Consider the following 25,394-nt stretch of genomic DNA (forward strand, 5'->3'; position numbering starts at 1 on the left):
GATATAGATGCCCTCCAGGCCGCAGGCACGGAAGGACGCGTGCAGGCAGCCCCGCACTGTGTAGGGGTCCCCGACACATCGACCCAGCCTCAGTCCGTCAGGAACGGCACTTCCAGGCCCAGGATGGGGCCTGCGGGCGCTTGGGAAGCGAGCATGTCAATCAGGTGCCTGGTCTCGGAGAGGACGCCCAGGGAGGGCTCCGGGGCCCTTGCCGCCTCGATGGTCCGGGTTATGTACAGAGACCTCAGCTCCTCCAGTTGCACCACTTCCAGCTCAGTCAGCGGGCGGTAGCTCAAGGCCGACTGCTGCCCCAGGAAGGTCCGGGCTGCCATCAGCAGCGTCATGGGCGTGGTAGACCGCTTGCGGCTCAGCTCCTCCTGCAGGCGCTGGCACACGAGGCCGTGAAGGTGTTCTAGGCTGGACCACGGGGCCATGCCGTTGGTAGGGGGTGTCGTCATCATCATTTCTTGAGTCGTGGTGGTGGTTTGGACAGGAAGCCACAGCGAGGTATGCCTGGCTGGGTCCCACAGCGGCGCACGGGGGCCGGTGGTGGTTTGATGGGGATTCGTGGTGTGGTCATGGCTGGTGCCTATACCGAAAGGGTCTGAGGAAAAAGGGGTGTGCTCCCCTCTGAGGAGGAGTGCAGAAAACAGCTATACCAAAACCACTAGGTAACGGTATAGTCGGGGCATGACAAAGAAGCCCTGCAAAGTCGCCATCTATGCCCGCGTGAGCACCACGGACCAGACCTGCGAGAACCAGCTACGGGACCTCAGGGCCGCCGCAGACCGCCAGGGGTGGACAGTGGTTCAGGAGTTCATCGAGGCGCCTATCAGCGGCTCGAAGGCCCGTGACCAGCGCCCACAGCTTGATGCCATGCTCAAGGCCGTGTCAGCCCGAAAGGTGGACATGGTCATGGCGTGGTCCGTAGACCGCCTGGGGCGCTCCATGCTGGACCTGATGAACACCCTGCAGGCTGTCCGGGAGAAGGGCGCAGGGATGTACCTCCACCAGAACAACCTAGACACCACCACCAAGGATGGCCGGGCCATGTTCGGGATGCTCGGCATCTTTGCGGAGTACGAGCGGGAGATGATCCAGGAACGGGTACGGGCAGGCATGGCCAGGGCGAAGGCAAACCCCACGCCTGGCAAACAGGCCATCGGGCGGCCCAAGGTCCAGCAGGGCATCGAGGACAGCATCAAGGAACTGAGGTCCCAAGGTATGGGCATCCTCAAGGTAGCCAGGACACTGGGGTGTGGTGTCTCCACCGTCCAGCGTGTGATGGCTGCTGTCTGAGCTAGGGTCTACCTGTCTGGCAAGGGCCGGGGTATGGTGCCTCCACAGCCCCCGTAAAGGGCCTCATTGCCAGCATTCACGCTGCGATGCGGGTGCATCCTGGTGCCTCATCAGGCAGGCGCTGGGACGAGGTGGGTAGCCTTGGGAGAGTGAGGGCTGGCAGCCGACTGGCCTTGGGGAACTGAGGGGGCCATGGGGGAATCTGGGCCGTTGGGCTTATCAGATACCCCCTCGGAAAAGTTCGCCGGAAATCGCCGTCTTCCACCCGGTGGAAGATGCTCGGCCTAATAGTCCGACAACCGCTCCGAGTGCGCCAGGCCCCCTCGGTCACCTTCACGCCGCCTAAACACCCACCTTTGCCCCAGGGTCCCCCCTCATCCTGATGAGGACACCTAGAGGCTTCCTCAGGCTACCTAAGGACGGCATCAGGCTGGCTGCATCATGGCTGGGGGTATGAACACAGAGGCATAGCCCACCTTGTCTAGGCTGCACCTGCGGGCTGTCCTCGCTCACTCATGAGACACAGGCCTCAGCCACTCAGAGGCCGCCTCAGCAGGCCCCAGCTCCCTCAGCCGCTCATCGGCCCAAAGCTCCCCCGCGACCTCCTCAAGCTGCTCAGGGTCCACCGTGCGCCACTGGCGCTGCAGGCGGTGGGCACATGCTGCAATCCAGAGTTCGCGGTCCATGGCATGTACTGTACGCTCATCCAGTGGTGATGCCAAGGGCTGCTGAGGCGGCGAAGGGGGGCCCGTGCCCTCGGGGAGGCCGTGCTAGTGAACAGCCGCTGTTCAGGGGGTGGTTTTAGTGTCACATCGTGTGACAGAACCTGCCAGGTTGCGCCAGCCAGGCCTTGCGGTCGAACTACCAGCCGGGTAAGACCCAAGCCGCTGGCGCAAGCACATTAATCAGTGACGGCCATCATCAAAGTGGGGGATAGAGCCTCAACTTTCGGCCCTTTGGCGGGATGGCTCATCGTGACCAAGCGTGGCAGTATGGTGGCCCCACATCTTCTTAGAAGGATTCGCAATGACTCCCGCAGGCCGTCTCGTCGTCTCCATGCTTGTTGCCTTCAGCCCATCTGCATTCGCATGTGAAGGAACTGTAGAACTTGCTGGAGGTCCGGTAGGTTGTCGAAGTTATGAGGGAGCAACTAGAACAATCAACTTCCCTAGAAGCGAATGTAGTTTTCAGCGCATGCCAACAGTGAATATCTCAACCGCTACAGGCTCAGCAAACGATAGCCTTGAGGTGAACGTCCTAAGCAGGACACGCACAAGCTTCACAGTAAAGATCACCACCGCTGGCAGGAACAGAAACGAAGTCTGCGCACCCACAAGCTTTAGCTGGTCCGCCTCGGAATAAGTTCGTACCTGTGGGCCGTCGGCGACGGCTCCAGAACCCTTCAGGCCGCCTCAAGCTCCACAGGGGTTGCCACTCCCTGCCCGCGAGCCTGAAGGCCGCCAGGAATCCCTCCAGGGCTTCCAGGGGCTGTGCATAGCCTCACGCCCCCTGCAGGACCTCCTGGCGCCCCCAGGCCGCCCAGTGCCCGCTATGGGACCCGCAGGCGTCTGCGGCCTTCGCCTTGTTTGCCCGACGACGAATCTTGGCTAGCAGAGCCTTGCGCCGCACACGAGGCGTCAAGCTGCTGATCGTTCGATAAAAGCCCGTTGCGACTCGCAAATCGAGCGATCAGCTTCATTTTCGATGTTAGTGTTGCAGTGTTCACAACTTTCAGGGATGAAAATGAAGCGTTTCAAAATCTCGGACTTTGCTTTTCTTGTCATTTTTGTGGTCAGCGGTTTGTCGCTGACTTTGAAGCTTGAGCAGAATCTGCCAACATCATGGACAATGGTTGAAGCCATCGCGCCCGGCGTATTTCTTTTTTCAGCGAACCTTTGGCGCGTGCTGGAAAGATTCTCGCCACACTGACCTTTACCGGCTGATTGGACCTGGCGCCGACCAAGCAGATTACTGCGGAAGCCTTGATAGCCCCTCAGGCCGCCTGAAGCTCTCCCGGATGACTTATTAGTTCCTCCGGGTCTTCGCATTCCCGAGCTACCGCCAATAATTCCTCGGCGGTGGGGAAATAGATGTCCTCGGCAGTTTCCAGGATTGGCATCCATTCAGGATAGTAGGTCCTGCGGTAAGCCTCGGTCATCTTGAAGTTCGTCGGGCCTTCGGGAGTCATCACTGCAAAAATAATCACGGGTTCTATTCCTGTTAGATGCCGTGCACTGTGCAGCGGCGCCGCTAATGTGCCTCAGAAAACACACGGCGAAACAGGCGTAACGATATATTTGAACCCCAATAGACTTCTGTGATACAGTCCCAAATTGTCGCTCCAGACATAATAGTCTCATTACTGAGACTGTCCCACTAGGCGGACCGTTTACTAGCCGTTACACTGCCCTCCAGTTGCATGGGGGAAGCATGGAATTTGTTGGAAGCTCTCTGCGTGTCTGCGGACTGCTGTGCGTCAGCTTCGGGCTGCTGCGCATCGTGGCCGGGGCTGTTGACCCGCTCACCCAGGGCGCATGGGCGCTAGGGCTGCTCATGGCGGCCATGGGGGCTGGTGCCCTCATGCTGGGTACAGCACTCATCAGGAAGGCCGCTGCGACGACCGAAAGGGCACCGGTGCCCGCCGCACTGGCTGACTAGCTCAGGTACTTCGCATCGGCCGGGGAGAGGCCGGGGAGAGGCCGGGGGCCTCATCCGGCTGGCCTGTGGTGGCATCGAAGGGGTCCGGGGTGGCTGCAGCTTCCTGCTCGTTGAACCAGCGGCGGATGCTGCACGGGTAGGAGAGGACGCCAGGAATTTCCTGTCCAACGGGAAAATCTTGGACAAGCCACAGTGCGTCCGGGACTTCGTTCTTGGTGCAGATGCCTGGGAAAGCCGCAGCCACCCACTCGGAGAACTTCTGGTAGCTCGGGCGGCCCCGGCTGTCGGTCTTGACCACGGGGCGGTTCGTGTCCACCTTGCCGTGCATAAGGGCCACGCCTACTTCCAACCAGAGAACCCGTTGTTCCTCTGCGGTTGCCTTGATGCGGCCCCAGGAGCGTTGGCCCTATTTCGGAGCTCGGTAGACCCTGGGCAGCTCCGGGAACCTCAATGCCTCCACAGCTTTCCTGAGGGTCTCGGGCTTGTGATGGGTGTAAACCCTGGCCCCCGTGCTGCCCTTGGCCTCATGGCCGCAAATGCGGTCTATGACCGTCTCGGATACGCCAGCCTCCACCATCTCACTGCGCACCGTGTGCCGGAACGAGTGGAAGTCATGGACGAGGCCCAGCTCGTTCCGGTACGCACCGAACCAATCCGAGAAGTAGCCGCCTGGCTTGTTCTTGCGCAGGGGCAGGGCGGGCCACAACCGGCCCCCAGGGGGCACAGACGCCACGTAGTCCAGGAAGCCAAGGCGCACCAGCTCACTGTGGATTGGGACCGTGCGAACCCCGGCAGCAGTCTTGATCTGTTGGCCGTCCCCCTCATCGGTCAGGGACATCATCGGCACTGGGCCAGCCGGATCGATATCCGCCACCGTGAGCTGGGCCAGCTCGCTCACCCGTGCGCCACTGTGGAGAGCGAGGAGGGGAATCCAGTACGCGGCATCCTTGCCAGCTCGCCACGCTGTCGGCAGCGAGTAGGACGTGAACAGGTCATCGGCAAACAACTTGGCCAATTGCTCCTGTGACCACGGTTTGCGCCTGGTGGTGGTCGCGGCTTCGATCTTCAGGCCGACCCAGGGATTCCTAGGGATGACCTCAAGGTCCTGATACGCGTACTTCAACAGTGACTTCACCCAGGTCAGCCTGTCGCGCGCAGTCTTGCTGGCCGTGCCCTTGGCCATGAGGTGAGCCCGGAATGCATCACCCTCATGTCGAGCCAGCTTGGCTAGGTCTGGGTTACCGGTGAACTCCTCGAACAGCACGAGGGCCCGCTCGCAGGCCTTCACGGCATCCTCGGAAACCTTCTTGCTGGCCTTCCAGCGGGTGAAAACTTCCCGGAGCTTCATCGGCTTCGCTGGGGCGGCCTGAGCGTCCCTGTGGGGCTCTGGGGGCGTCAGGACCACTGCACCAGCATCGCGGCGCACCACGGCCTCAACAGCCTGCCGGTAGTGCTGCAGGGCCAGCATCAGCGCTTCGCGTGCCCCGGGTGTTGCTACGTCGAAGGCAAGGCCCAGCTTCCTCGCTTCTGCTTCCACAAGAGGAAGGACCCCGGCCCTGTAGCGGGTGATGAGGGATGCAGCAGCGTCGGCATCCCTGTACAGGTTCAGCTCTGCCAGCGTTGCAGCCTCCTTGCGGCTTAGGCCTTCAAGGGCAGAGCGGGGAGCGTGTGGCTTGGGGGCGCCCCCGGACAGCGTGAGGACTTGCAGCGGGCCAGCGGTGGCCGCCTGCAGCTCCCGAAGGATGTTCGGGGCCTCGGGGTCGTCGCGTAGCCAGTCGTCCTGCCTGAGCACGGTAGCACCCACGCGCTGTGCCAGTTCAAGTGCCAGTTCGGGGGTGATGACTTCCAGGCGTTGCGGGTTCAGTTCCAGCCGCTTGGCCTCGAACTGTTGGAACAGCTCGGCGCGCCTCACGGAAGCCTTGAGGTTGGCCTCTCGCACGTTGCTGGTGCCTAGGGATTCGATGATGCGAGAGCGACCTAATGCGGCCCTGAGGTCCATGGGGACCACCACGCGCAACTGGTAGACGCCAGCCCGCAAATGCAGGCCAGGAAACTTAGCCATTGGATCAACTTTCATGCTCGTTGTTCGAGAGAAAGTGACACGCTGGTGTGCAACGTCCGGCAGCTCTAAGTCTTTGATTTCGCTTAAGTTGTTGAGAACAAAAGGAAATGTTGTAAAAAGGTGACGAGCCTTGACCCCGGCACTGGCTCCACAGTTAGGGCTGCTTGGTTCCCCACCTGACCCGGTTGGCCGCTTCACCATGCGGGAAGGCCCGTCGGGGCGCATTGTAGCCGCGGCGCCGGATGGCCCCGCCGGACCGGCTTCGTAGAATGCGCCGATGTCCTATCTCGTGCTGGCCCGCAAATTCCGACCCAAGACTTTCGGCGAGATGGTGGGGCAGGAGCATGTGGTGCGGGCGCTGGAGAATGCGCTGACCAGCCAGCGGCTGCACCACGCCTACCTGTTCACGGGCACGCGCGGCGTCGGCAAGACCACGGTCTCACGCATCCTGGCCAAGTCGCTGAACTGCCAGGGCCTGGATGGCCAGGGCGGTGTGACGGCCACGCCCTGCGGCCAATGCCAGGCCTGCCGCGAGATCGACGCCGGCCGTTTCATTGACTACACCGAACTGGACGCGGCCTCCAACCGTGGGGTGGACGAGGTCCAGACCCTGCTGGAGCAGGCGGTCTACAAGCCGGTGCAGGGCCGCTTCAAGGTCTTCATGATCGACGAAGTCCACATGCTGACGAACACGGCCTTCAACGCCATGCTCAAGACGCTGGAGGAGCCGCCCGAGTACCTGAAGTTCGTGCTGGCCACGACCGATCCGCAGAAGGTGCCAGTCACCGTGCTGTCGCGCTGCCTGCAATTCAACTTGCGGCCGATGGCCCCGGAAACGGTGCGCGAACATCTGGCGCGCGTTCTGGCCAGCGAAAGCGTGCCGGCCGACGACGCCTCACTGCGCCTGCTGGCGCGCGCCGCGCGTGGCTCCATGCGCGATGCGCTGTCGCTGACCGACCAGGCCATTGCCTTCGGCGCCGGCGCGCTCGAAGAGGCCACGGTGCGCCAGATGCTGGGCAGCGCCGACCGCGGCCATGTGCTGCGCCTGATCGAGGCCCTGGCCGCAGCCGATGGCAGGACGGTGGTGGACACCTGCGAGGAACTGCGCCGCCAGGGCCTGTCGGCCGCGGCCACGCTGGAAGACATGGCGACCGTGCTGCAGCGCATGGCCGTGCTGCAGGCTGTGCCCGCCGGAGTGCAGGCGGGCGACGACCCCGAGGCGCTGGACGCGGCCCGCCTGGCTGCCGCGCTACCGCCCGACGAGACGCAGCTGCTCTACAGCATCTGCCTGCACGGCAGGGCCGAGCTGGGCCTGGCCCCCGACGAATATGCCGGCCTGACCATGGTCCTGCTGCGGCTGCTGGCCTTCAAGCCCGCAACTGCCACGGTGGCAGCGGCGGAAAAAAAAACTCCGCTTGACGGCCGCGCCGGCCTGAGCGGCGCGCCTGTCGCACCGTCGGCGCCATCGGCGCCGCCGCGCGCACCGGTCGCCGCGGCCACCGTGCTGGCCCCGGCACCGCCGGCCCGCGTGCCCGCAGCCCCGGCACAGCCTGAACGCCTGCGCGTTGTCGACATGCCGCCCGTGCAGGTCATCGCGCCCGCACCCGCGCCGCTCGCCGCGCAGGCCGCGACCGAGATGCCGCCCGACATGGTGGCGATCGCCGTGCGCGACCAGCCCGAGCCCGGCGCACGTCAGCAGCCGCGCGCCGGTGCCACGCCGGCGCGCCTGGTCGCGACCGAGGAGGGCGAGCTGTGGCACCAGACGGTGCAGCAGCTGATCGCGGCCGAGGCCATCAACGCATTGCCACGGGAGCTCGCGCTGCAGTCGCAGCTCATCGCGCGCGATGGCGACCACTGGATGCTGCGCGTGGAGCGCGAGTCGCTGAACCAGCCTGCCAGCCGAGAGCGTCTGCGCGCGGCGCTCGAGCAGGCCGGCCACGGTGCGCGGCTGAGCGTGGAGGTCGGTGTCGTGACCGACAGCCCCGCGCGCCGCAATGCTGCGTTCGCGCAGGAACGCCAGCGTGCGGCCGAAGAGACCGTGCGCAACGACGCCTTCGTCCAGGCGATGGTGCGCGACTTTGGCGCCAAAATCGTCGCCAGCGGCATCAAGCCGATCCCCCCATCTTCACATTCACAAGCAACTAGGAGTTAAGCATGTTCAACAAGGGACAACTGGCAGGCCTTATGAAGCAGGCCCAGGCCATGCAGGACAACCTGAAGAAGGCGCAGGACGAACTGGCATTCATCGAGGTCGAGGGCGAGTCCGGCGCCGGCCTGGTCAAGGTCCTCATGACCTGCAAGCACGACGTCAAGCGCATCACCATCGATCCCAGCCTGCTGGCCGACGACAAGGACATGCTCGAAGACCTGGTGGCTGCCGCCTTCAATGCCGCCGTGCGCAAGGCCGAGGAGACCAGCCAGGAAAAGATGGGCAAGCTCACGGCGGGCATGCCTGGCCTGCCCGGAGGCATGAAGTTCCCGTTCTGAGCGTGCCATCCATTGGCTGATTCGGGATCCCTTCAGGCCCTGGTCGAGGGCCTGCGCCGCCTGCCCGGCGTGGGTGCGAAGTCGGCCTCGCGCATGGCTTTCCATCTGCTGCAGCATGACCGGCCGGGCGCTCTGTCGCTGTCGCGCGCGCTGTCGCAGGCGGTCGAGCAGGTGCAGCACTGCGCGCTGTGCCACACCTTCACCGAGGCCGAGATCTGCAGCACCTGCAGCGACCCGCGGCGCGATGCCGCCAAGCTGTGCGTGGTGGAGACGCCGGCTGACCAATCGGCCATCGAGCGCACGGCTGCGTTCAAGGGGCTGTACTTCGTGCTGATGGGCAAGCTGAGCCCGCTGGACGGCATCGGTCCGAAGGACATCGGCCTGCACGAGCTCGTGGACCGCGCCTGCGACGGCGTGGTGCAGGAGGTGATCCTGGCCACCAACTTCACGGCCGAGGGCGAAGCCACGGCCCATGCCATCGGTGCCACGCTGAAGGCACGCGGCCTGCAGGTCACGCGGCTGGCGCGCGGTGTGCCGGCCGGCAGCGAACTGGAGTACGTGGACCTGTCCACCATCGCCCACGCGCTGGTCGACCGGCGTTGAGGGCCGTGTCGCTGCCTGCGACATCCGCCATCCGGTGTACGTGCTTTCCCGAGCGGGGATGTTCCCGATGCCTGCGTGAAGAGGCGATGACTATGCTGGCCCACAGCTTGCCTCAACGCCCTGCATGCCGCCCACCCTCCTGCAACGACGCCGTTTCTCGGTCGCCGGTCTCGCGCTGGCAGCCAGCATCGCCGCGCCCGCGCTGCATGCACAGAGCCGGCCCGAAAAGGCGAGGCTGACCCTGGCCGTGGGCGGCAAGGCCACGCTGTACTACCTGCCCCTGACCATTGCGGAGCAGTTGGGCTACTTCAAGGAAGAAGGGCTGGACGTCGACATCCAGGACTTCAGCGGAGGCGCGCGCGCGCTGCAGGCCGTGCTGGCCGGCAGTGCCGACGTCTGCTCGGGGGCGTTCGAACACACCATCAACCTGCAGAGCAGCAACCGCATGTTCCAGGCTTTCGTGCTGCAGGGCCGGGCACCGCAGATCGCGGTCGGCGTGTCCACGCGCACGATGGTCGGCTACAGCGGCGTGGGCTCGCTGCGCGGGCGCAGGATCGGCGTGTCGGCGCCCGGCTCATCGACCAACATGGTGGCGCGCCTGCTGCTGTCGCGCTTCGGTGTGCGGCATGGCGAGGTCGAGTTCGTCGGCGTGGGCACGGGCGCAGGCGCCCTGGAGGCGCTGCGCGCGGGCCAGCTCGATGCCATGAGCAACACCGAGCCGGTCATGACCATGCTGGAGCTGCAGGGCGACGTGCGCATCATCGCGGACACGCGCACGCTCAAGGGCACGCAGGAACTGTTCGGCGGCGCCATGCCGGCGGCTTGCCTGTACGCGCCGGAGGCCTTCGTGCAGAAACATCCGCGCACCTGCCAGGCGCTGGCCCATGCCATCGTGCACGCGCTCAAATGGCTGCAGACCGCCGGCCCCGGCGACATCGTCAAGACGGTGCCCGAGAACAACCTGCTCGGCGACCGCGCGCTGTATCTGGCGTCGTTCCACAAGATGCGCGAGGCCATCTCGCCCGACGGCTTGATGCCGGAGGACGGCGCCGCGACGGCGCTGCGGGCGCTGGCCAGCTTCGACACCGCGCTCAAGCCCGATCGCATCGACCTGGCCCGGCTCTACACCAACATGTTTGCGCGCAAGGCCAAGGACCGGTTCAAGATCTGAACGTCTCCGCTTGTCCCTCGACAAGATCAACATTTGAGCGAATTTCCTGGTCCATTTGGCACCGATTTGTGTCTAAACTAGGCCACGATCAATCGCTGAACGGGGGAGCGCATGCGGGACAACCAACCTGTCACGGGCCATGAATACCAGTTTCCTCCTGAGCAGACCCTGGTCTCGGTAACGGACCTCAAGGGCCGCATCACGTACTGCAATCCGGCGTTCATCGAGGTCAGCGGGTTCACGCGTGAGGAGCTGCTGGGCCAGCCGCACAACCTGGTCCGCCATCCCGACATGCCGCCCGAGGCGTTCCGCGACCTGTGGAGCACGATCCAGAGCGGTTTGCCCTGGAGCGGGCTGGTCAAGAACCGCCGCAAGAACGGTGACCACTACTGGGTGCAGGCCAACGCCACGCCGATGATGGATGGCGCGCGTATCACGGGTTTCCTGTCGGTGCGCACGGTGCCATCGCGGGCCATGGTCGACGGTGCGCAACGCCTTTATGCCGACATGCGCGAGGACGCGCGCGCCGGCCGGGTGCGCCATGCGCTGCACCGTGGCGACCTGGTGCGGCGCGACCTGCTGGGACGCCTGCGCCACGCGCTCACGCCGCAGACCAATGGCAAGCTGCTGATCGTGCAACTGCTCGCAGCGGCGGCCATCGTGGCGGCGGGTGCGGCGGGCCTGCCGCTGTGGGCCGTGGCGCTGGTGGCCGTGCTGGCGGTGGGGGCCGCCGTGTGGGGCACGCGCAGGCTCATGCTCGATCCACTCAAGGGCCTGGTGCGGGACGCCAACCGCCTCGCGTCGGGCGACTTGTCGCACCGCGTGGCCACCGATGCCAGCGGCGATGTGGGCCGGCTGCAGCGCGCGCTGATGCAGATGTCGGTGAACCTGCGCACCGTGGTGTCCGACGTGCGCCAGGAGCTGGGCCAGCTCAGCGCGGCCGTGGGCGAGATCGCCGCCGGCAACCACGACCTGTCGGCGCGCACCGAGTCGCAGGCCAGCAGCCTGCAGCAGACCTCGGCGTCGATGGAGCAGATCCACGGCACCGTGCAGCAGAGCGCCATGTCGGCCACGCGCGGGGCCGAGCTGGCGCGCGCGACATCCGAGGTCACGCACCGCAGCAACGAGGCCGTGCTGGCCGTGGCCGAGACCATGGAGCGCATCACGCAGTCGTCCAAGCAGATTGGCGACATCGTGCAGCTGATCGAGGGCGTGGCGTTCCAGACCAACATCCTGGCGCTGAACGCAGCGGTGGAGGCTGCGCGCGCCGGGGAGAGCGGTCGCGGCTTTGCGGTCGTGGCTACCGAGGTGCGGGCCCTGGCCCAGCGCAGCTCGGGCGCGGCGCGCGAGATCCGCCAGCTCATCGCCGAGTCGGCCACGCGCGTGGACCAGGGCAGCAGCCGAACGGCCGATGCGCGCTCGCGCATGCAGCAGGCGCTGGAGTCGGTGTCCAAGGTCAGCACCGCGCTGGAGGAGATCAGCACGGCCGCGCTCGAGCAGCAGAGCGGCATCGCGCAGATCAATGCGGGCGTCAACCAGATCGACGACATCACACAGCAGAACGCGGCGCTGGTCGAGCAGCTCGCGGCAGCCGCGCAGTCGCTGCAGGGGCGGGCCCAGGGTGTGAGCGACTCGATGCGGCTGTTCCGGCTGGCCAGCGGCGAGGCCTCGCTGTCGGAGATGGACGCCGTGGCCCTGCGGCGCGAGGCGCGCGCGAGCCTGGTCGCGGCTTAGCGCCTGCGCACGGCGCGCTTGGCAGGCGCGGCGGTGGCGCGTGCCTTGGCCTGGGGCGCCGCCGCGCGCGTCGAGGCCCGGGCAGTGGCACGCGTGGCGGCACGAGTGGTGGCACGCACGGGCAGGAACAGTGTGACGGCCTCGCCGGGGCGGAACGTGGCCGAGGCCTTCACGTCGTTCCAGTCGGCCACCAGGTCGGCATTGAGCCGGTAGCGGCGCGCAATGCTGGCCACGGTGTCCTTGCGGCCGGCCTTGACCACGGCCTTGCGCGTGACGGCTTCGGGTGCCAGGCTCAGGTAGGCGTTGTCCGCCAGGTGGCCGGCCACATCGCCCATCTTGGCCGAGCGCGGCACGATCAGCGCCGAGCCGGCCTTGATCAGCATGCGCGGCGGGATGTTGTTCACGCTGCGCAGGTCGGTCTCGGTCATGCCCACGCGTTGTGCCGCGGCGGCCACCGTCATCGTGGTGGGCACCGTCCAGGCGCCCCAGCTCGCATACTGGCCCTGCGAGTAAGCCTCCAGGTTGCGGCGAAAGACCAGCGCGTTGTCCCAGGGCAAGAGGATCTGCGGCGTGCCCGCGGCCAGGATGACCTGCTTGTTCGTCGACGGGTTCAGCGCGCGGAAGTCGTCCAGCGTGATGTCGGCCAGCTGCGCAGCCAGGGCCACGTCGATGTCGCGCACGATCTCCACGCTCTGGAAGTAGGGGTGGTTCTCGATCAGCGGCAGCTCGGCATTGAACTGCTGCGGCGTGGCCACGATGTTCTTGACCGCCTGGAGCTTGGGCACGTAGAGGCGCGTCTCGGCTGGCATGTTCAGGTCGGTGTAGCCGGTGGGCAGGCCCGCCTTCTGGTTGCGCGCGATGGCGCGGCCGACACTGCCTTCTCCCCAGTTGTAGGCCGCCAGCGCCAGGTGCCAGTCGCCGAACATGTTGTAGAGCTTCTGCAGGTAGTCCAGTGCCGCCTTGGTGGAGGCCAGCACGTCGCGCCGGTCGTCGCGGAAGATGTTCTGCCGCAGGTCGAAGTAGGTGCCCGTGGCCGGCATGAACTGCCACATGCCGGCGGCCTTGGCCGAGGACACGGCCTGCGGGTTGAACGCGCTCTCGATATAGGGCAGCAGCGCCAGCTCGGTGGGCATGCCGCGCACCTCGAGCTCCTCGACGATGTGGAACAGGTACTTGCTGGAGCGCTCGGTCATGCGCTGGATGTAGTCGGGCCGCGTGGCATACCACTGCTCGCGGTCTCGCACCAGGTCGCCCTGCAGGTCGGGCATGGCAAAGCCGCGGCGGATGCGTTCCCACAGGTCGGCCGGGGGCAACTGCAGCGTGACCGCGCCGGACTGCGCCTGTGCCGCGGTGATGGGGCGCAGCGGGCCCGTCGGAATGATGGCGACATGCGGCGACACGCCGATGGCGGGCTGGTCCACGCGCACGGTGCGCGAGGGGTCGGTGGTGTCGGGTGCGGAGGCGGTCTTGTCGAGGTTGGCGCAGCCTGTGATCACCACCACCAGGGCTACGCAGAAAAATTTCAGAAGATTCATTGGAATTCGTGATGCCACTGACGCCGTGCCATGGGCACGCGCGCGTCGTCGTGGGTGCTGCGGTCGAAACCCCGTGCCGCTCGTACGGCTCCGGGTTCGCGTGCGCGCAGACAAGGAGAGGGGGCTGCGTGCACTGCGCGCTGTAGTGGAGCGCATTGGCGCGGCGAGGTTCCGCGCCACGCGTAAATTTCGGTTCGGCTCGGGTGCCAGCCGGCCCGGCCGGCATGGTGGGGGGTGACTAGAATCGGCCGCAGTTGCAGGCCGCTGCGCTGCAGTGCCTCCAAGGCCGGCTGCGCATCGCCAGGATCGACCACCAGGGCAGCTTGCCCGTCGTGCAGCATCCAGATGTAGTTGTCGGCGAAAGCGGGCAGCGGAATGAGTTCCATGAGCGGTCAAATTATAGGTTTGCACGATTGGTTGGAGACCCCACCGGGGCGCTACCTGCTGGCCTGGGAGCAAGCCGCCTTCGACCGTGCCGTGGCCGATGTCTTCGGCTACCACGCACTGCAGATGGGTGTGGCCGAACTCGAGGGCCTGCGCGCCAGCCGCATCCAGCACCGCTGGCTCACGCTGGACGAGCCGCGCTCCCTGCAGCGCGCGCCGCAGCGCGTTGCTCTGGTCAACGATTTCTCTGCCTTGCCGTTCGCCGAGAACAGTCTGGACCTGGTGCTGCTGCCGCATGCGCTGGAGCTGAGCCCCGACCCGCATGCGACCTTGCGCGAGGTCGAGCGCGTCCTCGTGCCCGAGGGCCGTGCCGTGATCTGCGGCTTCAACGCGGCCAGCCTGTGGGGCCTGCGCCAGCGCCGCGCGCGACTGTACCGGCGGCTCGGCCTCGGCCGGCTCTACCTGCCGGCCGAGGGCGATTTCATCGGCTACTGGCGCCTGCGTGACTGGCTGCGGCTGCTGAGCTTCGAGGTCGAGTCCGGCCGCTTCGGCTGCTACCGCCCGGCCGTGGACAGCGATTCCATGCTCGGCCGTTTCTCCTGGATGGACCCGGCCGGCGAACGTTGCTGGCCCATCCTGGGCGCGGTCTATTTCGTGGTCGCAGTCAAGCGGGTGCGCGGCATGCGCCTGCTCGAGACGCGCTGGAAGAGCAAGCCGGCCATCGCGTCGGCGCCCGTGTCCGTTGCCAGCCGGGGCCGCAAGCGCCCCATTGCCGAGCCGGCCCATGCCGCGCCCGCAGCTCCCCTCACTTCATCACAAGGAACCCGTTGAACCACGTCGAGATCTACACCGATGGCGCCTGCAAGGGCAACCCTGGCCCGGGCGGCTGGGGCGTCGTCTTGAAATCGGGCACGCTCGAGAAGGAACTGTTCGGCGGCGAGCTGGGCACGACCAACAACCGCATGGAAATGATGGCCGTGATCGAGGCCCTGTCCGCGCTCAAGCAGCCCTGCGAGGTCACGCTGTACCTGGACAGCGAATACGTGCGCAAGGGCATCACGGAGTGGATCCGTGGCTGGAAGGCGCGCGGCTGGCAGACCGCTGCCAAGCAACCCGTCAAGAACGTCGAGCTGTGGCAACGCCTGGATGCGCTGGTCGCCAATGGCGGCCACAAGATCGACTGGCGCTGGGTGCGCGGCCACGCCGGCAACCCCGGCAACGAGCGCGCCGACATGCTGGCCAACCGCGGCGTGGACAAGGCCCTGGGACGGGCCTGAGCCGGCCTCGGCTTCAGCGCTCGTAGCGCTTGCGCATGGCCCGGGCCGCCATGGCCTCGGGCACGTTGCGCGAGCCGCCCAGCCACAGCTCCTTGATCTCTCCCTTGGCGCCGCGCACCAGGCGCACCTCTTCGCCGAAGCTGGCGTAGCCGTTGGCCTGCGACATCACCGCGCGGTCCTTGCCGTGCGGCGTGAGCTCAGTGGCATCGGTGAAGGGCAGGCCGAAGCTGGGTGAGACGGCAAACACCCGGTCGCGCATCGGCACCAGGTCGGTCGGCCCCCATGGGCTCCAGAATCGGCCATCCCAGGCGCGTGTGGCCGCGGTCGGTGCGCCGTGGCGCTCGAACGTCTGCAGGATCTGCACCAGGCCGTCCATCCACTGCCACGAGAAGCCATCGATGGAGTTGCACAGGACCGAGATGGACAGCTGCTGCGCCGGCAGAGCCAGGCTGCGCGAGACAAAGCCTTGAAAGCCGCCGGTGTGGCCGACCCAATCCCAGCCCTGGTGGCCACCCTGCATCACACCCAGCCCGTACCAGCCCGGCGCGCTGCTGTGCGGCACGGCCCAGTGGCGGCGCAGCATCTCGCGCCGGCTCGCCGGGCTCAGCACGCTGCGGCGCGCATCGGGCAACAGCTGGGCGTAGAAGCTGGCCACATCGGCCGCGGTGCTGACGAAGCCGGCAGCCGGCGCCAGCGCGTGCGTGGACTGGTCGCCCGGCACCACCACGCGACGGCCCAGCAGCAGCTTGCCCGAGTGCCCGCGCGCCAGCAGCTTGGCGCAGGCCGCGTCGGCGTCGGCGTCGACCAGCGTCTCGCGCAGCCCGGCGGCATCGAGGATCTCGCGCTGCATCCAGTCACCGTAAGCCTCGCCGGTCAGCGCCTCGATGACCTGGCCCAGCAGCGCAAAGCCATGGTTCGAATACTTGAAGCGGCTGTTCGGCTCCAGTGGCGGCGCCTCGGCCAGTTGCTGCATCAGTTCGCGCTGGCCGAGAAAGGGCCGCCGATCCTGGAACTGGCCGGCATCGGGCCCGTCGCGCGTGGTGCCCGCGCTGTGCGAGAGCAGCTGTGCCAATGTCGCCTCGGCCAGGCGCGGGTGCAGGCCTGCGATGTGCTGGCCGACCGGGTCGTCGAGTTGCAGCAGGCCGGCTTCGCGCAGCTTGAGGATGCCCGCTGCCGTGAAGCTCTTGGAATGCGAGGCGATGCGGAACCGGTGCCGCGGCGTCAGGCGTTTGCCGGCCGGCAGGTCGGCATGGCCCAGCGCCAGCTCCAATACCGTGCGCTGGCGGTGGTTCACGGCCAGCGACACGCCAGGCCGCTCCGTGGCGCGCATCTGCATCTCCATCCAGCGCGGGACGTACTCCAGCGCGGCACGTGTCCAAGGCTCCATCGCATGCTCCGTGGGTTTGTTGCTCTGGCAGTGACGGAGAATACGTCGGGCAGGCCTGATGGCCTGCCCCTTCTTCCATCTTGCACTCCATGGCCCACACCTTCCTCTGGCACGACTACGAGACCTTCGGCGCCAATGTGCGGCGCGACCGGCCCGCGCAGTTTGCCGGCATCCGCACCGACGCCGAGCTCAACGAGATCGGCGGGCCCATGATGTGGTACTGCCAGCCCGCGCCGGACTTCCTGCCCGATCCGGTGTCTTGCCTCATCACCGGCATCACGCCGCAGACCTGCCTGGAGCGCGGCATGCCGGAGGCCGAGTTCGCCACGCGCATCCATGATGCGCTGGCGCAGCCCGGCACCATTGGCGTGGGCTACAACACCATCCGGTTCGACGACGAGATCACGCGCCACCTGTTCTGGCGCAGCCTGATGGACCCGTACGCGCGCGAGTGGCAGAACGGCTGCGGCCGCTGGGACCTGCTCGACGTGGTGCGCATGACCTATGCGCTGCGGCCCGACGGCATCACCTGGCCCGAGCGGCCCGAGGGCGGCGGCGTGAGCTTCCGGCTCGAGCACCTGTCGGCCGCCAACGGCCTGGCGCACGAGGCCGCGCACGATGCGCTGTCGGACGTGCGCGCCACGATTGCGCTGGCGCGCCTGATCCGCCAGCAGCAGCCGCGGCTGTTCGACTTCTGCTTCTCGCTGTGCCGCAAGGACCGCGTCGCCGCCGAGCTCGGCCTGCCCACCACGCAACAGACGGCCAGGCCGTTCCTGCACGTGTCGGGCATGTTCCCGCCCGAGCGCGGCTGCATCGCGCTGATGTGGCCGCTGGCGATGCACCCGACCAACCGCAACGAGCTGATCGCGTGGGACCTGCGGTTCGACCCGAGCGAGCTCGACGGCCTGTCGGTCGACGACGCGCGGCTGCGCCTGTTCAGCCGCAGCGATGCGCTGCCCGAGGGCGTGACGCGGCTGCCCATCAAGACCGTGCACCTGAACAAGTCGCCCATGGTCGTGTCCTCGCTCAAGACGCTGAGCCCGGCCCTGGCCACGCGCTGGGCGCTGGACCTGCAGGCCCAGCTGGCACATGCCCACATCGCCCGCGCGCTGCCCGACCTGAGCGCGCTGTGGGCCGGCCTGTTCCAGCGCGATGCGCCGGCCCGCGCCGACGTGGACGAAGACCTGTACGGCGGTTTCCTCGCGCCATCGGACCGCAAGCGGCTGGACCACCTGCGCGGCCTGTCGCCGCAGGCGCTGGCACAGGCGCGCAACAGCTTCGACGACCCGCGCCTGCACGAACTCGTGTTCCGCTACCGCGCGCGCAACTTCCCCGCCACGCTGACGGCGGAGGAAGCCGAACGCTGGGAGGAGCACCGCAGCGCGCGCCTGCTCGAAGGCGAGGGCGGCGTGCGCAACGTGGACCAGATGCTCGAAGCGCTGGAGGCTGCCGCCCAGACCGCCGATGCACGCGGCATGGAGATCCTCGAAGCCCTGCACGAGTACATGGAGGCCATCGTGCCTGAGCCTGTCTGATGGATGCGCTTGCCGACTTCGCCCGCCGCCATCGGCGCCTGTTCGTGCTGACCGGTGCCGGCTGCAGCACCGAGTCCGGCATTCCCGACTACCGCGACACCAACGGCGACTGGAAACGGCCGCAGCCCGTCACCTTCCAGGCCTTCACGGGCGACGACGCGACGCGGCGTCGCTACTGGGCGCGCAGCCTGGTCGGCTGGCCCACGATGGCGCAGGCCCGGCCCGGCCCGGCCCATGCGGCGCTGGCGCAGCTGGAGGCCGCCGGCCATGTGGAGCTGCTCGTGACGCAGAACGTCGACGGCCTGCACAGCGCGGCTGGCAGCCAGCAGGTGATCGACCTGCACGGGCGCATCGGCACGGTGGTGTGCCTGGGCTGCGGCACGCGGTCGCCGCGCGCCGCCTTGCAGGAGCTGCTGCGCGCGCGCAACCCGGCCTGGGCCGCACTGGAGGCGCGTGCGGCGCCCGATGGCGATGCCGACCTGGAGCACGACGATTTCGCCAGTTTCGCCGTGCCGCCATGCCCGGACTGCGGCGGCATGCTCAAGCCCGATGTGGTGTTCTTCGGCGAGAGCGTGCCGCGCGATCGCGTGGACGCCGCGCAGGCGGCACTGGCGCGTGCCGATGCCGTGCTGGTCGCCGGCTCGTCGCTGATGGTGTATTCGGGCTACCGTTTCGTGCAGACCGCCGCGCAGCTCGGCAAGCCGATCGCCGCGGTGAACATCGGGCGCACGCGCGCCGACGACCTGCTCGGCCTGAAGGTCGAAAGCCCTGTCGGCGCACGCCTGCAGGCGCTGGTCTCCGAGCTTGCCGCGCCCTGAGGCCAGGCAGGACTTTGCCTGCCGCATGCACTGCGCAACCTGGGCTTTACATGGGCTGCCTAGCATGGCCCTGTCACGATGCACTCCAAGAGGACGACCATGAACCACAGACCCTTGCTGGCCACCACGATGGCGATCGTGCTGGGCTTTTCCAGCCTCGCCGCCACGGCCCAACCGCGCGACCGCGACGAGCGCGGCCCCGGCCACGGGCAACACGACCGTGGTGATCGGCGCGGCGGGCCGGATCGCCATCGCGACGCCGACCACCGCGGCCACGGGCAAAAGGCCCGGCATGGAAATCCGCACGACCATGGCCGCGGCGTCGGCCCCGAGCACCGCTACCACCGTGGCGACCGCCTGCCGCCCGGCCTGCGCACGCGGCACTACGTGGTCGAGGACTGGCGCGGCCACCGCCTGAGCGCGCCGCCGCGCGGCTATCGCTGGCTGCAGGTCGATTCCGATTACGTGCTGATCGCCGTGGCCACGGGCCTGATCGCGCAGATCGTGTTGTCGAACTGACGCTGGCGTGTCAGGGGGCGGGCGGGATGTTGAGCCCCCTGGCCACCGCCGGCCGCGCGACGAACGCGTCCAGCACGCGCTGCACCGCGGGGAAGCTGTCGAAGCCCACGATGTCGCGCGCGCCGTAGAAGCCCACGAGGTTGCGCACCCACGGGAAGATCGCGATGTCGGCGATCCCGTAGTCTTCGCCCATGATCCACGCGCGAGCGGCCAGGCGCTGCTCCAGGACCCCCAGCAAGCGCTTGGACTCGGCCACGTAGCGGTCGCGCGGGCGTTTGTCCTCGAAGTCCTTGCCGGCGAATTTGTGGAAGAAGCCGAGCTGGCCGAACATCGGCCCGATGCCGCCCATCTGGAACATCACCCACTGCAGCGTCTCGTAGCGCGCGGCGTCATCGGTGGGCATGAGCTGGCCGGTCTTGGCTGCCAGGTAGACCAGGATCGCACCGGATTCGAACAGCGCCAGCGGCTTGCCGTCCGGGCCGTTCGGGTCCAGGATGGCCGGGATCTTGTTGTTCGGGTTCAGCGACAGGAAGGCCGGCGACATCTGGTCGTTCTGGTCGAAGGCCACGCGGTGCACTTCATATGGCAGGCCGGTTTCCTCGAGCGCGATCGACACCTTCACGCCGTTGGGCGTGGGCAGCGAATACAGCTGCAGCCGGTCGGGATGCTGCGCAGGCCATTTCTGGGTGATGGGAAAGGCGGACAGGTCGGGCATGGTGCGGGTGGTGCTGGCAGTGGAAGGGAGCGCAGCATACCCAGGCGCGCGGAGATCTGCTCAGCCCGGCGCGCGGCGGCCCAGTAGCCGGCACTTCCATGGCCGTCACGCTGGCCACGGGCGCGTTGCACTGCGTGGGCGTGCGCAGCCAGCGCCCTGCGTGGCGTGCCAGCAGCATGCCAGCGGCCATGCGACGAAGGCCAGGCCGAACCAGGCGCTGGACCCTCGGTGGGCGAGCCAGGCACCGGCTGGTGCGGGCGCGATGCTATCGACGCGCGGGCATGAAGGCTGTCGTGTCCGCCCGGCCGGGCAGGTGCAGCTGCGCCTGTGCGGCCGGTGTTTGCGCCAGCAGCCGGCCGTGGCGCCAGACCTTGAGCCGCGTGGCCCGCAGCCGGATGGCCTCCACCGGGTCGCGCGCCTGCAGCAGCACGAAGCTGGCATCGCAGCCTGGCGCGAGCCCGTAGCCCGGCAGGTGCATCACGCGCGCCGCGTTCACGGTCACGGCGTCGAAGCACTGCCGCATGCCGGCCTGGCTGGTCATCTGCGCCACGTGCAGGCCCATGTGGGCCACTTCCAGCATGTCGGCCGAGCCCAGGCTGTACCACGGGTCCATCACGCAGTCGTGGCCGAAGGCGACGTTGACGCCGGCCGCCAGCAGCTCGGGCACACGCGTCATGCCGCGGCGTTTGGGGTAGCTGTCGTGCCGGCCCTGCAGCGTGATGTTGATGAGCGGGTTGGCGATGACACTGACGCCGGACTCCGCGACCAGGGGCAGTAGCTTCGAGACGTAGTAGTTGTCCATGCTGTGCATGGAGGTGCAGTGCGAGCCGGTCACGCGGCCGTGCAGGCCCAGGCGCTGGCACTCGTAGGCCAGCGTCTCGATGTGGCGCGACAGCGGGTCGTCCGACTCGTCGCAGTGCATGTCGACCAGCTTGCCGCGCGCGGCCGCGATCTCGCACAGCAGCTTCACGCTGGCCGCGCCGTCGGCCATGGTGCGCTCGAAATGCGGAATGCCGCCGACCACGTCCACGCCCTTGTCGAGCGCGCGTTCCAGGCTGGCCACGCCGCCGGCCGTACGCAGCACGCCGTCCTGTGGAAAGGCCACGAGCTGCAGATCGAGGTAGGGGGCCACGCGCTGTTTCACATCGAGCAAGGCATCGACGGCCAGCAGGCTGGCGTCGCTGGTGTCCACATGCGTGCGGATCGCCAGCAGCCCCTTGGCCACGGCCCAGTCGCAATAGGCCAGCGCGCGCTCGACCAGGGCGTCGGCCGTCAGGTCGGGCTTGAGCTCGCCCCACAGCGCGATGCCCTCCAGCAGCGTGCCGCTGGCGTTCACGCGTGGCAGGCCGTAGCTGAGCGTGGCGTCCATGTGGAAATGCGGATCGACGAAAGGCGGGCTGACGAGCAGGCCGCCCGCATCCAGCGTTTCGTGCGCGGGTGCGGCCAGCCCGGGGCTCACCTCGACGATGCGGCCGTCCTGCACGGCGATGGACATGTCGCTGCGGCCATCGGGCAGCGTGGCGTGGGTGACGAGCAGGTCGAGCATCGGTGGGCGCCTTGCGTGTATGGGGGGATGTCGAAGTGTCAGCGCTCGCCCTTGCGGTAGGGCTTCATCAGCGCCTGAGGGTAGCTGGCCTTGCGCGCCACCAGCACCAGCGCTGCGATCGACAGCACGTAGGGCAGCATCAGGTACAGCTGGAAGGGCAGGGCCGCGCTGCCGGCCTGCTGCAGCCGCAGCTGCAGCGCATCGAAGAACGCGAACAGCAGGGCGCCCAGCAAGGCCTTGCCCGGGCGCCAGGACGCGAACACCACCAGCGCCACGCAGATCCAGCCGCGGCCGTTCACCATGTTGAAGAAGAAGGCATTGAAGGCCGACAGCGTGAGAAAGCTGCCGGCCACGCCCATCAGTGCCGAGCCGGCCACGATGGCGCCTGTGCGCAGCCGCACGACCGACAGGCCCTGGCCCTCGGCCGCGCCTGGGTTCTCGCCGACCATGCGCACCGCCAGGCCCAGCGGCGTGCGCGCCAGGCCCCAGGCCATCAGCGGCACGAGCAGCAGCGCCAGCAGCGTGAGCGGGGTCTGCGCACCCAGCACGGGAACGGGCAGCCAGTCCATGGCCGCGAACGGCGTGACCGTGGGCGGCGTGCTGACCTTGGGGAAGCTCACGCGGTAGCCGTAGTACGACAGTGCCGTCGCCAGCATGGTGATGCCCAGGCCCGCCACATGCTGCGACAGCGCCAGGCCCACCGTCAGCAGCGCATGCAGCAGGCCGAAGGCCGCGCCGACCAGCGCCGCGACCGCGACGCCGCCCCACAGCGGCAGGCCCTGGTAGACGGCCAGCCAGCCCGCGAATGCGCCCGCGACCATGATGCCTTCGATGCCCAGGTTCAGCACGCCGGCGCGCTCGCACAGCAGCACGCCCAGCGTGCCCAGGATCAACGGCGTGGCGATGCGCAGCACGGCAACCCAGAAGGCCGGGTTGGCGAGGATGTCGAACAGTTCCATCACTTCCAGCGCAGGCGGTATTGCGTGAGCAGCGTGGCCACCAGCACCGCGATCAGCGAGGCCGCCACGATCACGTCGGCGATGTAGGTCGGCACGCCCACGGCGCGGCTCATGCTGTCGGCGCCCACCAGCACGCCTGCCACGAACACGGCCGCGGCCAGCACGCCCAGCGGATGCAGGCCGGCGAGCATCGCGATCACGATGCCGCTGTAGCCGTAGCCGGGCGACATGTCCAGCGTCACGTAACCGGCGCGGCCTGCCACCTCGATGGCGCCGGCCAGGCCGGCCAGTGCGCCGGACAGCAGGGCCGTCAGCACCACCGTGCGCGTGACCGGCACGCCCGCGAAGGCCGCGGCGCGCGCGTTGGCACCCACGGCGCGGATCTGGAAACCCAGCAGCGTGTGCTTGAACACCAGCCACACGGCCAGGGCCAGCCCGGCCGCGATCAGCAGCCCGGTGTGCACGCGCGTCTGCGCCACGAGCTTGGCCAGCTCCAATGCAGGCTGCAGGCCCACGCTTTGCGGCCAGCCCATGGACAAAGGGTCCTTCATGGGGCCGTCCAGCAGCGCGCCCACGCCCAGCAGCACGATGAAGTTCAGCAGCAGCGTGGTCACGACCTCGTCCACGCCGAGCCGGGTCTTCATCAGCGCCGGCCCGAGCAGCAGCAGCGCGCCGGCCAGTGCCGCAGCTGCCAGCATCAGCGCGAACAGCAGCGGCCCGGGCAGCGGCAGGCCGCTGCCGCCATGCAGGCCCCCCACGGCGACAGCGGCGAGCGCCCCCGCGTAGAGCTGGCCCTCGGCGCCGATGTTGAACAGCCTTGCCTTGAACGCCACGGCTGCGGCCAGGCCGGTCAGGATCAGCGGGATCGCGCGCGTCAGCGTCTCGCTCCATGCGAAGACCGAGCCGAAGCCGCCCCGCAGCAGCAGCGCATAGGTGCGGCCCACGGGTGCGCCGGCCCAGGCCACCAGCAGCGCGCTGACGAGCAGCGTGAACAGCACGGCGCCCACCGGTGCCAGAACCAGGGCGGCGCGCGAGGCGGCGTTGCGGCGCTCCAGTCTCATGCGCCCGCCATGTCCAGGCCGATGGCTTCGCGCGTCCAGGCCTCGGCCGGCCGCGTGGCCGTGAGCCTGCCGCCATGCATGACGGCCACCTGGTCGCCCAGGGCCAGCACCTCGTCCAGGTCGTCGGAAATCAGCAGCACGGCGGCACCGCCATCGCGCGCCAGCAGCAACTGCTGCTGCACGAACGACACCGCGCCGATGTCCAGCCCCCAGGTCGGCTGGTGCGCCACGATCAGGCGCGGCACGCCGCCGCGCTGGCCGCGCTGGTCCGGCGTCGTCAGTGCGCGGCCCAGGATCAGCTTTTGCATGTTGCCGCCCGACAGGCTGCGGGCCGCGGCGTCCAGCCCGGCGCCGCGCACGTCGTAGGCCCTGGCGATGGCCTGTGCATGGGCGCGTGCGGCCTCGCGGCGGATCCAGCGCAGGCCCAGCGGCCCCCAGCGCGAGAAGGCCGAGGACTGCAGGCGCTCGGACACCGCGTTCTCCCACACCGGCAGGTCGCCCACCACGCCCACGGCATGCCGGTCCTCCGGCACGCGCGCCACGCCGCGGCTGACCAGCCAGGCCGGCGAAGGCCGCAACGGCTTGCCGCCCAGCAGCAGCCTGCCGGCGGTCGCCCGACGCGTGCCCGACAGCAGCTCGGCCAGCGCCACTTGGCCGTTGCCGGACACGCCCGCGATCGCGGTGATCTCCCCGCTGCGCAGGGTCAGTGAGACGCCGCGCAGGCGGTCGTGGCCGCGCCCCTCGGTGCTGACACCGTCGAGCACGCAGGCCGCATCGCGCACCTCGGCGGCCCGGTGGCGCGCCGGGGGGGCGACCGCGTGGCCGACCATCCATTGCGCCAGCTGTGCTTGCGTGACGCCTTCGCTGCGCGCCTGCGCCACCAGCTTGCCGCCGCGCAGCACGGCGATGCGCTGCGAGACGCGCAGCACTTCGGCCAGCTTGTGGCTGATGAAAATCACGGACAGGCCTTCGGCCACCATCTGCGCGAGCGTGTCGAACAGCGCCTCGCTCTCGCCAGGCGTCAGCACGGCCGTGGGCTCGTCCAGGATCAGGATGCGCGCGCCGCGGTACAGCGCCTTGAGGATCTCCACGCGCTGGCGTTCACCGACCGACAGGCTGGCCACGCGCGCGTCCGGGTCGACCTGCAGGCCGAAGCGCCGGGCCTGCTGCAACAGCCGCGTGCGGGCCATCGCGCGGCGCGACCAGGGCTGCCACAGCGGCTCGGTGCCGAGCACCACGTTGTCCAGCACCGTGAGGTTGTCGGCCAGCATGAAATGCTGGTGCACCATCCCGATGCCCGCGGCCAGTGCGGCACGCGGCTGGCCCGGCGCCAGGGGCGCGCCGAAGACCTCGATGCTCCCCGCATCGGCGACGTAGTGGCCGAACAGGATGGACATCAGCGTGGACTTGCCCGCGCCGTTCTCGCCGAGCAGCGCGAGCACTTCGCCGGCGTGCAAGTCCAGCGAGATGTCGTCGTTGGCCGTCAGCGCGCCGAAGCGTTTGGTCACGCCGCGGATGCGCAGCACGGGGCGGTTGGATGAGTCGTCGGCCATGGCGCGAGCGGCAAGGAGCGGGGCGTTCGTTGTTGGTGCGATGGCGCTGGCCGATGCAGCATCCGTGCCACAGGCAGCGGGCCGGGTCGTT

Annotated in this window: 23 protein-coding genes, 1 other RNA gene and 1 pseudogene; 12 read left to right on the forward strand and 13 right to left on the reverse strand. The window is 68.1% G+C overall.

Annotated elements, in window-relative coordinates; genetic code table 11:
* Positions 1-89: 89 nt before the first annotated feature.
* A complete protein-coding gene (locus tag ASF43_RS03110; RefSeq protein ID WP_156373109.1) occupies positions 90-344 on the reverse strand; it encodes a hypothetical protein in 255 nt (84 codons plus the stop codon).
* Between the two features lie 346 nt (positions 345-690).
* Between ASF43_RS03110 and ASF43_RS03115 the strand changes: the two genes are divergently transcribed.
* Positions 691-1,299, forward strand: a complete 609-nt coding sequence (locus ASF43_RS03115; RefSeq protein WP_056176476.1) for a recombinase family protein — start codon at positions 691-693, stop codon at positions 1,297-1,299.
* A 1,743-nt stretch (positions 1,300-3,042) separates the two neighbouring features.
* A complete protein-coding gene (locus tag ASF43_RS30360; protein WP_156373110.1) occupies positions 3,043-3,228 on the forward strand; it encodes a hypothetical protein in 186 nt (61 codons plus the stop codon).
* A 64-nt stretch (positions 3,229-3,292) separates the two neighbouring features.
* Here the strand turns inward: ASF43_RS30360 and ASF43_RS30365 are convergent, their stop codons facing one another.
* The 4 genes from ASF43_RS30365 to ffs form a co-directional block, all read right to left on the reverse strand.
* Positions 3,293-3,505: a hypothetical protein gene (locus ASF43_RS30365; RefSeq protein WP_156373111.1), complete on the reverse strand. Its 213-nt coding sequence runs from the start codon at positions 3,503-3,505 to the stop codon at positions 3,293-3,295.
* Positions 3,506-3,958: 453 nt separating this feature from the next.
* Positions 3,959-4,285, reverse strand: a complete 327-nt coding sequence (locus ASF43_RS03125) for a hypothetical protein (protein ID WP_156373112.1) — start codon at positions 4,283-4,285, stop codon at positions 3,959-3,961.
* A gap of 78 nt (positions 4,286-4,363) precedes the next feature.
* Positions 4,364-6,034: a DUF6538 domain-containing protein gene (locus ASF43_RS03130; protein WP_082497560.1), complete on the reverse strand. Its 1,671-nt coding sequence runs from the start codon at positions 6,032-6,034 to the stop codon at positions 4,364-4,366.
* Between the two features lie 104 nt (positions 6,035-6,138).
* An RNA gene (gene ffs, locus ASF43_RS29610) (signal recognition particle sRNA small type) lies at positions 6,139-6,235 on the reverse strand.
* Positions 6,236-6,296: 61 nt separating this feature from the next.
* Between ffs and dnaX the strand changes: the two genes are divergently transcribed.
* The 5 genes from dnaX (at position 6,297) to ASF43_RS03155 (ending at position 12,014) form a co-directional block, all read left to right on the forward strand.
* Positions 6,297-8,171 carry a DNA polymerase III subunit gamma/tau gene (dnaX, locus tag ASF43_RS03135; protein WP_056176487.1) on the forward strand — a complete coding sequence of 625 codons (1,875 nt, stop codon included), beginning with the start codon at positions 6,297-6,299 and terminating at the stop codon, positions 8,169-8,171.
* A gap of 2 nt (positions 8,172-8,173) precedes the next feature.
* A complete protein-coding gene (locus ASF43_RS03140; RefSeq protein WP_056176490.1) occupies positions 8,174-8,506 on the forward strand; it encodes a YbaB/EbfC family nucleoid-associated protein in 333 nt (110 codons plus the stop codon).
* A 12-nt stretch (positions 8,507-8,518) separates the two neighbouring features.
* Positions 8,519-9,109, forward strand: coding sequence for a recombination mediator RecR (recR, locus tag ASF43_RS03145; protein ID WP_056176494.1), 591 nt, complete (start codon positions 8,519-8,521; stop codon positions 9,107-9,109).
* Between the two features lie 124 nt (positions 9,110-9,233).
* On the forward strand, positions 9,234-10,280 hold the full coding sequence (locus ASF43_RS03150) for an ABC transporter substrate-binding protein (protein WP_056176497.1): 1,047 nt from the start codon (positions 9,234-9,236) through the stop codon (positions 10,278-10,280).
* A 111-nt stretch (positions 10,281-10,391) separates the two neighbouring features.
* Positions 10,392-12,014: a PAS domain-containing methyl-accepting chemotaxis protein gene (locus ASF43_RS03155; protein WP_056176501.1), complete on the forward strand. Its 1,623-nt coding sequence runs from the start codon at positions 10,392-10,394 to the stop codon at positions 12,012-12,014.
* Here ASF43_RS03155 and ASF43_RS03160 read toward each other — a convergent pair.
* Together ASF43_RS03160 and ASF43_RS31535 are read right to left on the reverse strand one after the other, a co-directional pair.
* Positions 12,011-13,549, reverse strand: coding sequence for a transglycosylase SLT domain-containing protein (locus ASF43_RS03160; protein ID WP_056176504.1), 1,539 nt, complete (start codon positions 13,547-13,549; stop codon positions 12,011-12,013). The two genes, ASF43_RS03155 and ASF43_RS03160, sit on opposite strands and share 4 nt — an antisense overlap.
* A gap of 209 nt (positions 13,550-13,758) precedes the next feature.
* Positions 13,759-13,935: pseudogene (locus tag ASF43_RS31535) on the reverse strand (hydroxyacylglutathione hydrolase); the annotation flags it as partial.
* Here ASF43_RS31535 and ASF43_RS03165 point away from each other — a divergent pair.
* Together ASF43_RS03165 and rnhA are read left to right on the forward strand one after the other, a co-directional pair.
* A complete protein-coding gene (locus ASF43_RS03165; RefSeq protein ID WP_200932410.1) occupies positions 13,934-14,764 on the forward strand; it encodes a class I SAM-dependent methyltransferase in 831 nt (276 codons plus the stop codon). The pseudogene ASF43_RS31535 and the gene ASF43_RS03165 overlap by 2 nt on opposite strands.
* A complete protein-coding gene (gene rnhA, locus ASF43_RS03170; protein ID WP_056176511.1) occupies positions 14,761-15,210 on the forward strand; it encodes a ribonuclease HI in 450 nt (149 codons plus the stop codon). Before ASF43_RS03165 ends, rnhA begins: the two co-directional genes overlap by 4 nt.
* 13 nt (positions 15,211-15,223) lie before the next feature.
* Here rnhA and ASF43_RS03175 read toward each other — a convergent pair whose 3' ends face one another.
* A complete protein-coding gene (locus tag ASF43_RS03175) occupies positions 15,224-16,597 on the reverse strand; it encodes a serine hydrolase (protein WP_056176515.1) in 1,374 nt (457 codons plus the stop codon).
* An 89-nt stretch (positions 16,598-16,686) separates the two neighbouring features.
* Here ASF43_RS03175 and sbcB point away from each other — a divergent pair, with 89 nt between their 5' ends.
* The 3 genes from sbcB (at position 16,687) to ASF43_RS03190 (ending at position 19,469) form a co-directional block, all read left to right on the forward strand.
* On the forward strand, positions 16,687-18,132 hold the full coding sequence (sbcB, locus tag ASF43_RS03180; RefSeq protein ID WP_056176516.1) for an exodeoxyribonuclease I: 1,446 nt from the start codon (positions 16,687-16,689) through the stop codon (positions 18,130-18,132).
* A complete protein-coding gene (locus ASF43_RS03185) occupies positions 18,132-18,950 on the forward strand; it encodes an NAD-dependent protein deacetylase (RefSeq protein WP_056176518.1) in 819 nt (272 codons plus the stop codon). The genes sbcB and ASF43_RS03185 overlap by 1 nt, the downstream gene beginning before the upstream one ends.
* Positions 18,951-19,049: 99 nt before the next feature.
* Entirely contained in the window at positions 19,050-19,469 is a 420-nt protein-coding gene (locus tag ASF43_RS03190; protein ID WP_082497561.1) for an RcnB family protein, read from the forward strand.
* A gap of 10 nt (positions 19,470-19,479) precedes the next feature.
* On the opposite strand, the gene ASF43_RS03195 is transcribed toward ASF43_RS03190, so the two are convergent.
* The 5 genes from ASF43_RS03195 to ASF43_RS03215 all read right to left on the reverse strand — a co-directional run bounded on the left by ASF43_RS03195 (position 19,480) and on the right by ASF43_RS03215 (position 25,303).
* A complete protein-coding gene (locus ASF43_RS03195) occupies positions 19,480-20,184 on the reverse strand; it encodes a glutathione S-transferase N-terminal domain-containing protein (RefSeq protein WP_056176525.1) in 705 nt (234 codons plus the stop codon).
* Positions 20,185-20,449: 265 nt separating this feature from the next.
* The gene (locus ASF43_RS03200) at positions 20,450-21,730 is read right to left on the reverse strand and encodes an amidohydrolase family protein (protein ID WP_056176528.1); all 1,281 of its coding nucleotides are present in this window, start codon (positions 21,728-21,730) and stop codon (positions 20,450-20,452) included.
* A gap of 38 nt (positions 21,731-21,768) precedes the next feature.
* Positions 21,769-22,692 (reverse strand): ABC transporter permease, encoded by a 924-nt coding sequence (locus tag ASF43_RS03205; protein WP_056176530.1) that lies wholly within the window; start codon positions 22,690-22,692, stop codon positions 21,769-21,771.
* Entirely contained in the window at positions 22,689-23,750 is a 1,062-nt protein-coding gene (locus ASF43_RS03210; protein WP_056176532.1) for an ABC transporter permease, read from the reverse strand. The genes ASF43_RS03205 and ASF43_RS03210 overlap by 4 nt, the downstream gene beginning before the upstream one ends.
* Positions 23,747-25,303 carry an ABC transporter ATP-binding protein gene (locus tag ASF43_RS03215; RefSeq protein WP_056176536.1) on the reverse strand — a complete coding sequence of 519 codons (1,557 nt, stop codon included), beginning with the start codon at positions 25,301-25,303 and terminating at the stop codon, positions 23,747-23,749. The genes ASF43_RS03210 and ASF43_RS03215 overlap by 4 nt, the downstream gene beginning before the upstream one ends.
* Positions 25,304-25,394: the final 91 nt, after the last annotated feature.

The sequence above is a fragment of the Pseudorhodoferax sp. Leaf267 genome (genome assembly GCF_001422405.1).
Lineage (GTDB): Bacteria > Pseudomonadota > Gammaproteobacteria > Burkholderiales > Burkholderiaceae_C > Pseudorhodoferax.

Bases quoted from the DNA above. Each gene is read 5' to 3' on its own strand.
- ASF43_RS03210 (WP_056176532.1), bottom strand. From the start codon at position 23,750: ATGAGACTGGAGCGCCGCAACGCCGCCTCGCGCGCCGCCCTGGTTCTG.
- ASF43_RS03155 (WP_056176501.1), top strand. From the start codon at position 10,392: ATGCGGGACAACCAACCTGTCACGGGCCATGAATACCAGTTTCCTCCT.
- ASF43_RS03150 (WP_056176497.1), top strand. From the start codon at position 9,234: ATGCCGCCCACCCTCCTGCAACGACGCCGTTTCTCGGTCGCCGGTCTC.
- ASF43_RS03175 (WP_056176515.1), bottom strand. From the start codon at position 16,597: ATGGAGCCTTGGACACGTGCCGCGCTGGAGTACGTCCCGCGCTGGATG.
- ASF43_RS03115 (WP_056176476.1), top strand. From the start codon at position 691: ATGACAAAGAAGCCCTGCAAAGTCGCCATCTATGCCCGCGTGAGCACC.
- ASF43_RS03215 (WP_056176536.1), bottom strand. From the start codon at position 25,303: ATGGCCGACGACTCATCCAACCGCCCCGTGCTGCGCATCCGCGGCGTG.
- ASF43_RS03140 (WP_056176490.1), top strand. From the start codon at position 8,174: ATGTTCAACAAGGGACAACTGGCAGGCCTTATGAAGCAGGCCCAGGCC.
- ASF43_RS03125 (WP_156373112.1), bottom strand. From the start codon at position 4,285: ATGCACGGCAAGGTGGACACGAACCGCCCCGTGGTCAAGACCGACAGC.
- ASF43_RS03200 (WP_056176528.1), bottom strand. From the start codon at position 21,730: ATGCTCGACCTGCTCGTCACCCACGCCACGCTGCCCGATGGCCGCAGC.
- ASF43_RS03190 (WP_082497561.1), top strand. From the start codon at position 19,050: ATGAACCACAGACCCTTGCTGGCCACCACGATGGCGATCGTGCTGGGC.
- dnaX (WP_056176487.1), top strand. From the start codon at position 6,297: ATGTCCTATCTCGTGCTGGCCCGCAAATTCCGACCCAAGACTTTCGGC.
- sbcB (WP_056176516.1), top strand. From the start codon at position 16,687: ATGGCCCACACCTTCCTCTGGCACGACTACGAGACCTTCGGCGCCAAT.
- ASF43_RS03165 (WP_200932410.1), top strand. From the start codon at position 13,934: ATGAGCGGTCAAATTATAGGTTTGCACGATTGGTTGGAGACCCCACCG.
- ASF43_RS03185 (WP_056176518.1), top strand. From the start codon at position 18,132: ATGGATGCGCTTGCCGACTTCGCCCGCCGCCATCGGCGCCTGTTCGTG.
- ASF43_RS03110 (WP_156373109.1), bottom strand. From the start codon at position 344: ATGACGCTGCTGATGGCAGCCCGGACCTTCCTGGGGCAGCAGTCGGCC.
- ASF43_RS03130 (WP_082497560.1), bottom strand. From the start codon at position 6,034: ATGAAAGTTGATCCAATGGCTAAGTTTCCTGGCCTGCATTTGCGGGCT.
- ASF43_RS03160 (WP_056176504.1), bottom strand. From the start codon at position 13,549: ATGAATCTTCTGAAATTTTTCTGCGTAGCCCTGGTGGTGGTGATCACA.
- ASF43_RS30360 (WP_156373110.1), top strand. From the start codon at position 3,043: ATGAAGCGTTTCAAAATCTCGGACTTTGCTTTTCTTGTCATTTTTGTG.
- ASF43_RS03195 (WP_056176525.1), bottom strand. From the start codon at position 20,184: ATGCCCGACCTGTCCGCCTTTCCCATCACCCAGAAATGGCCTGCGCAG.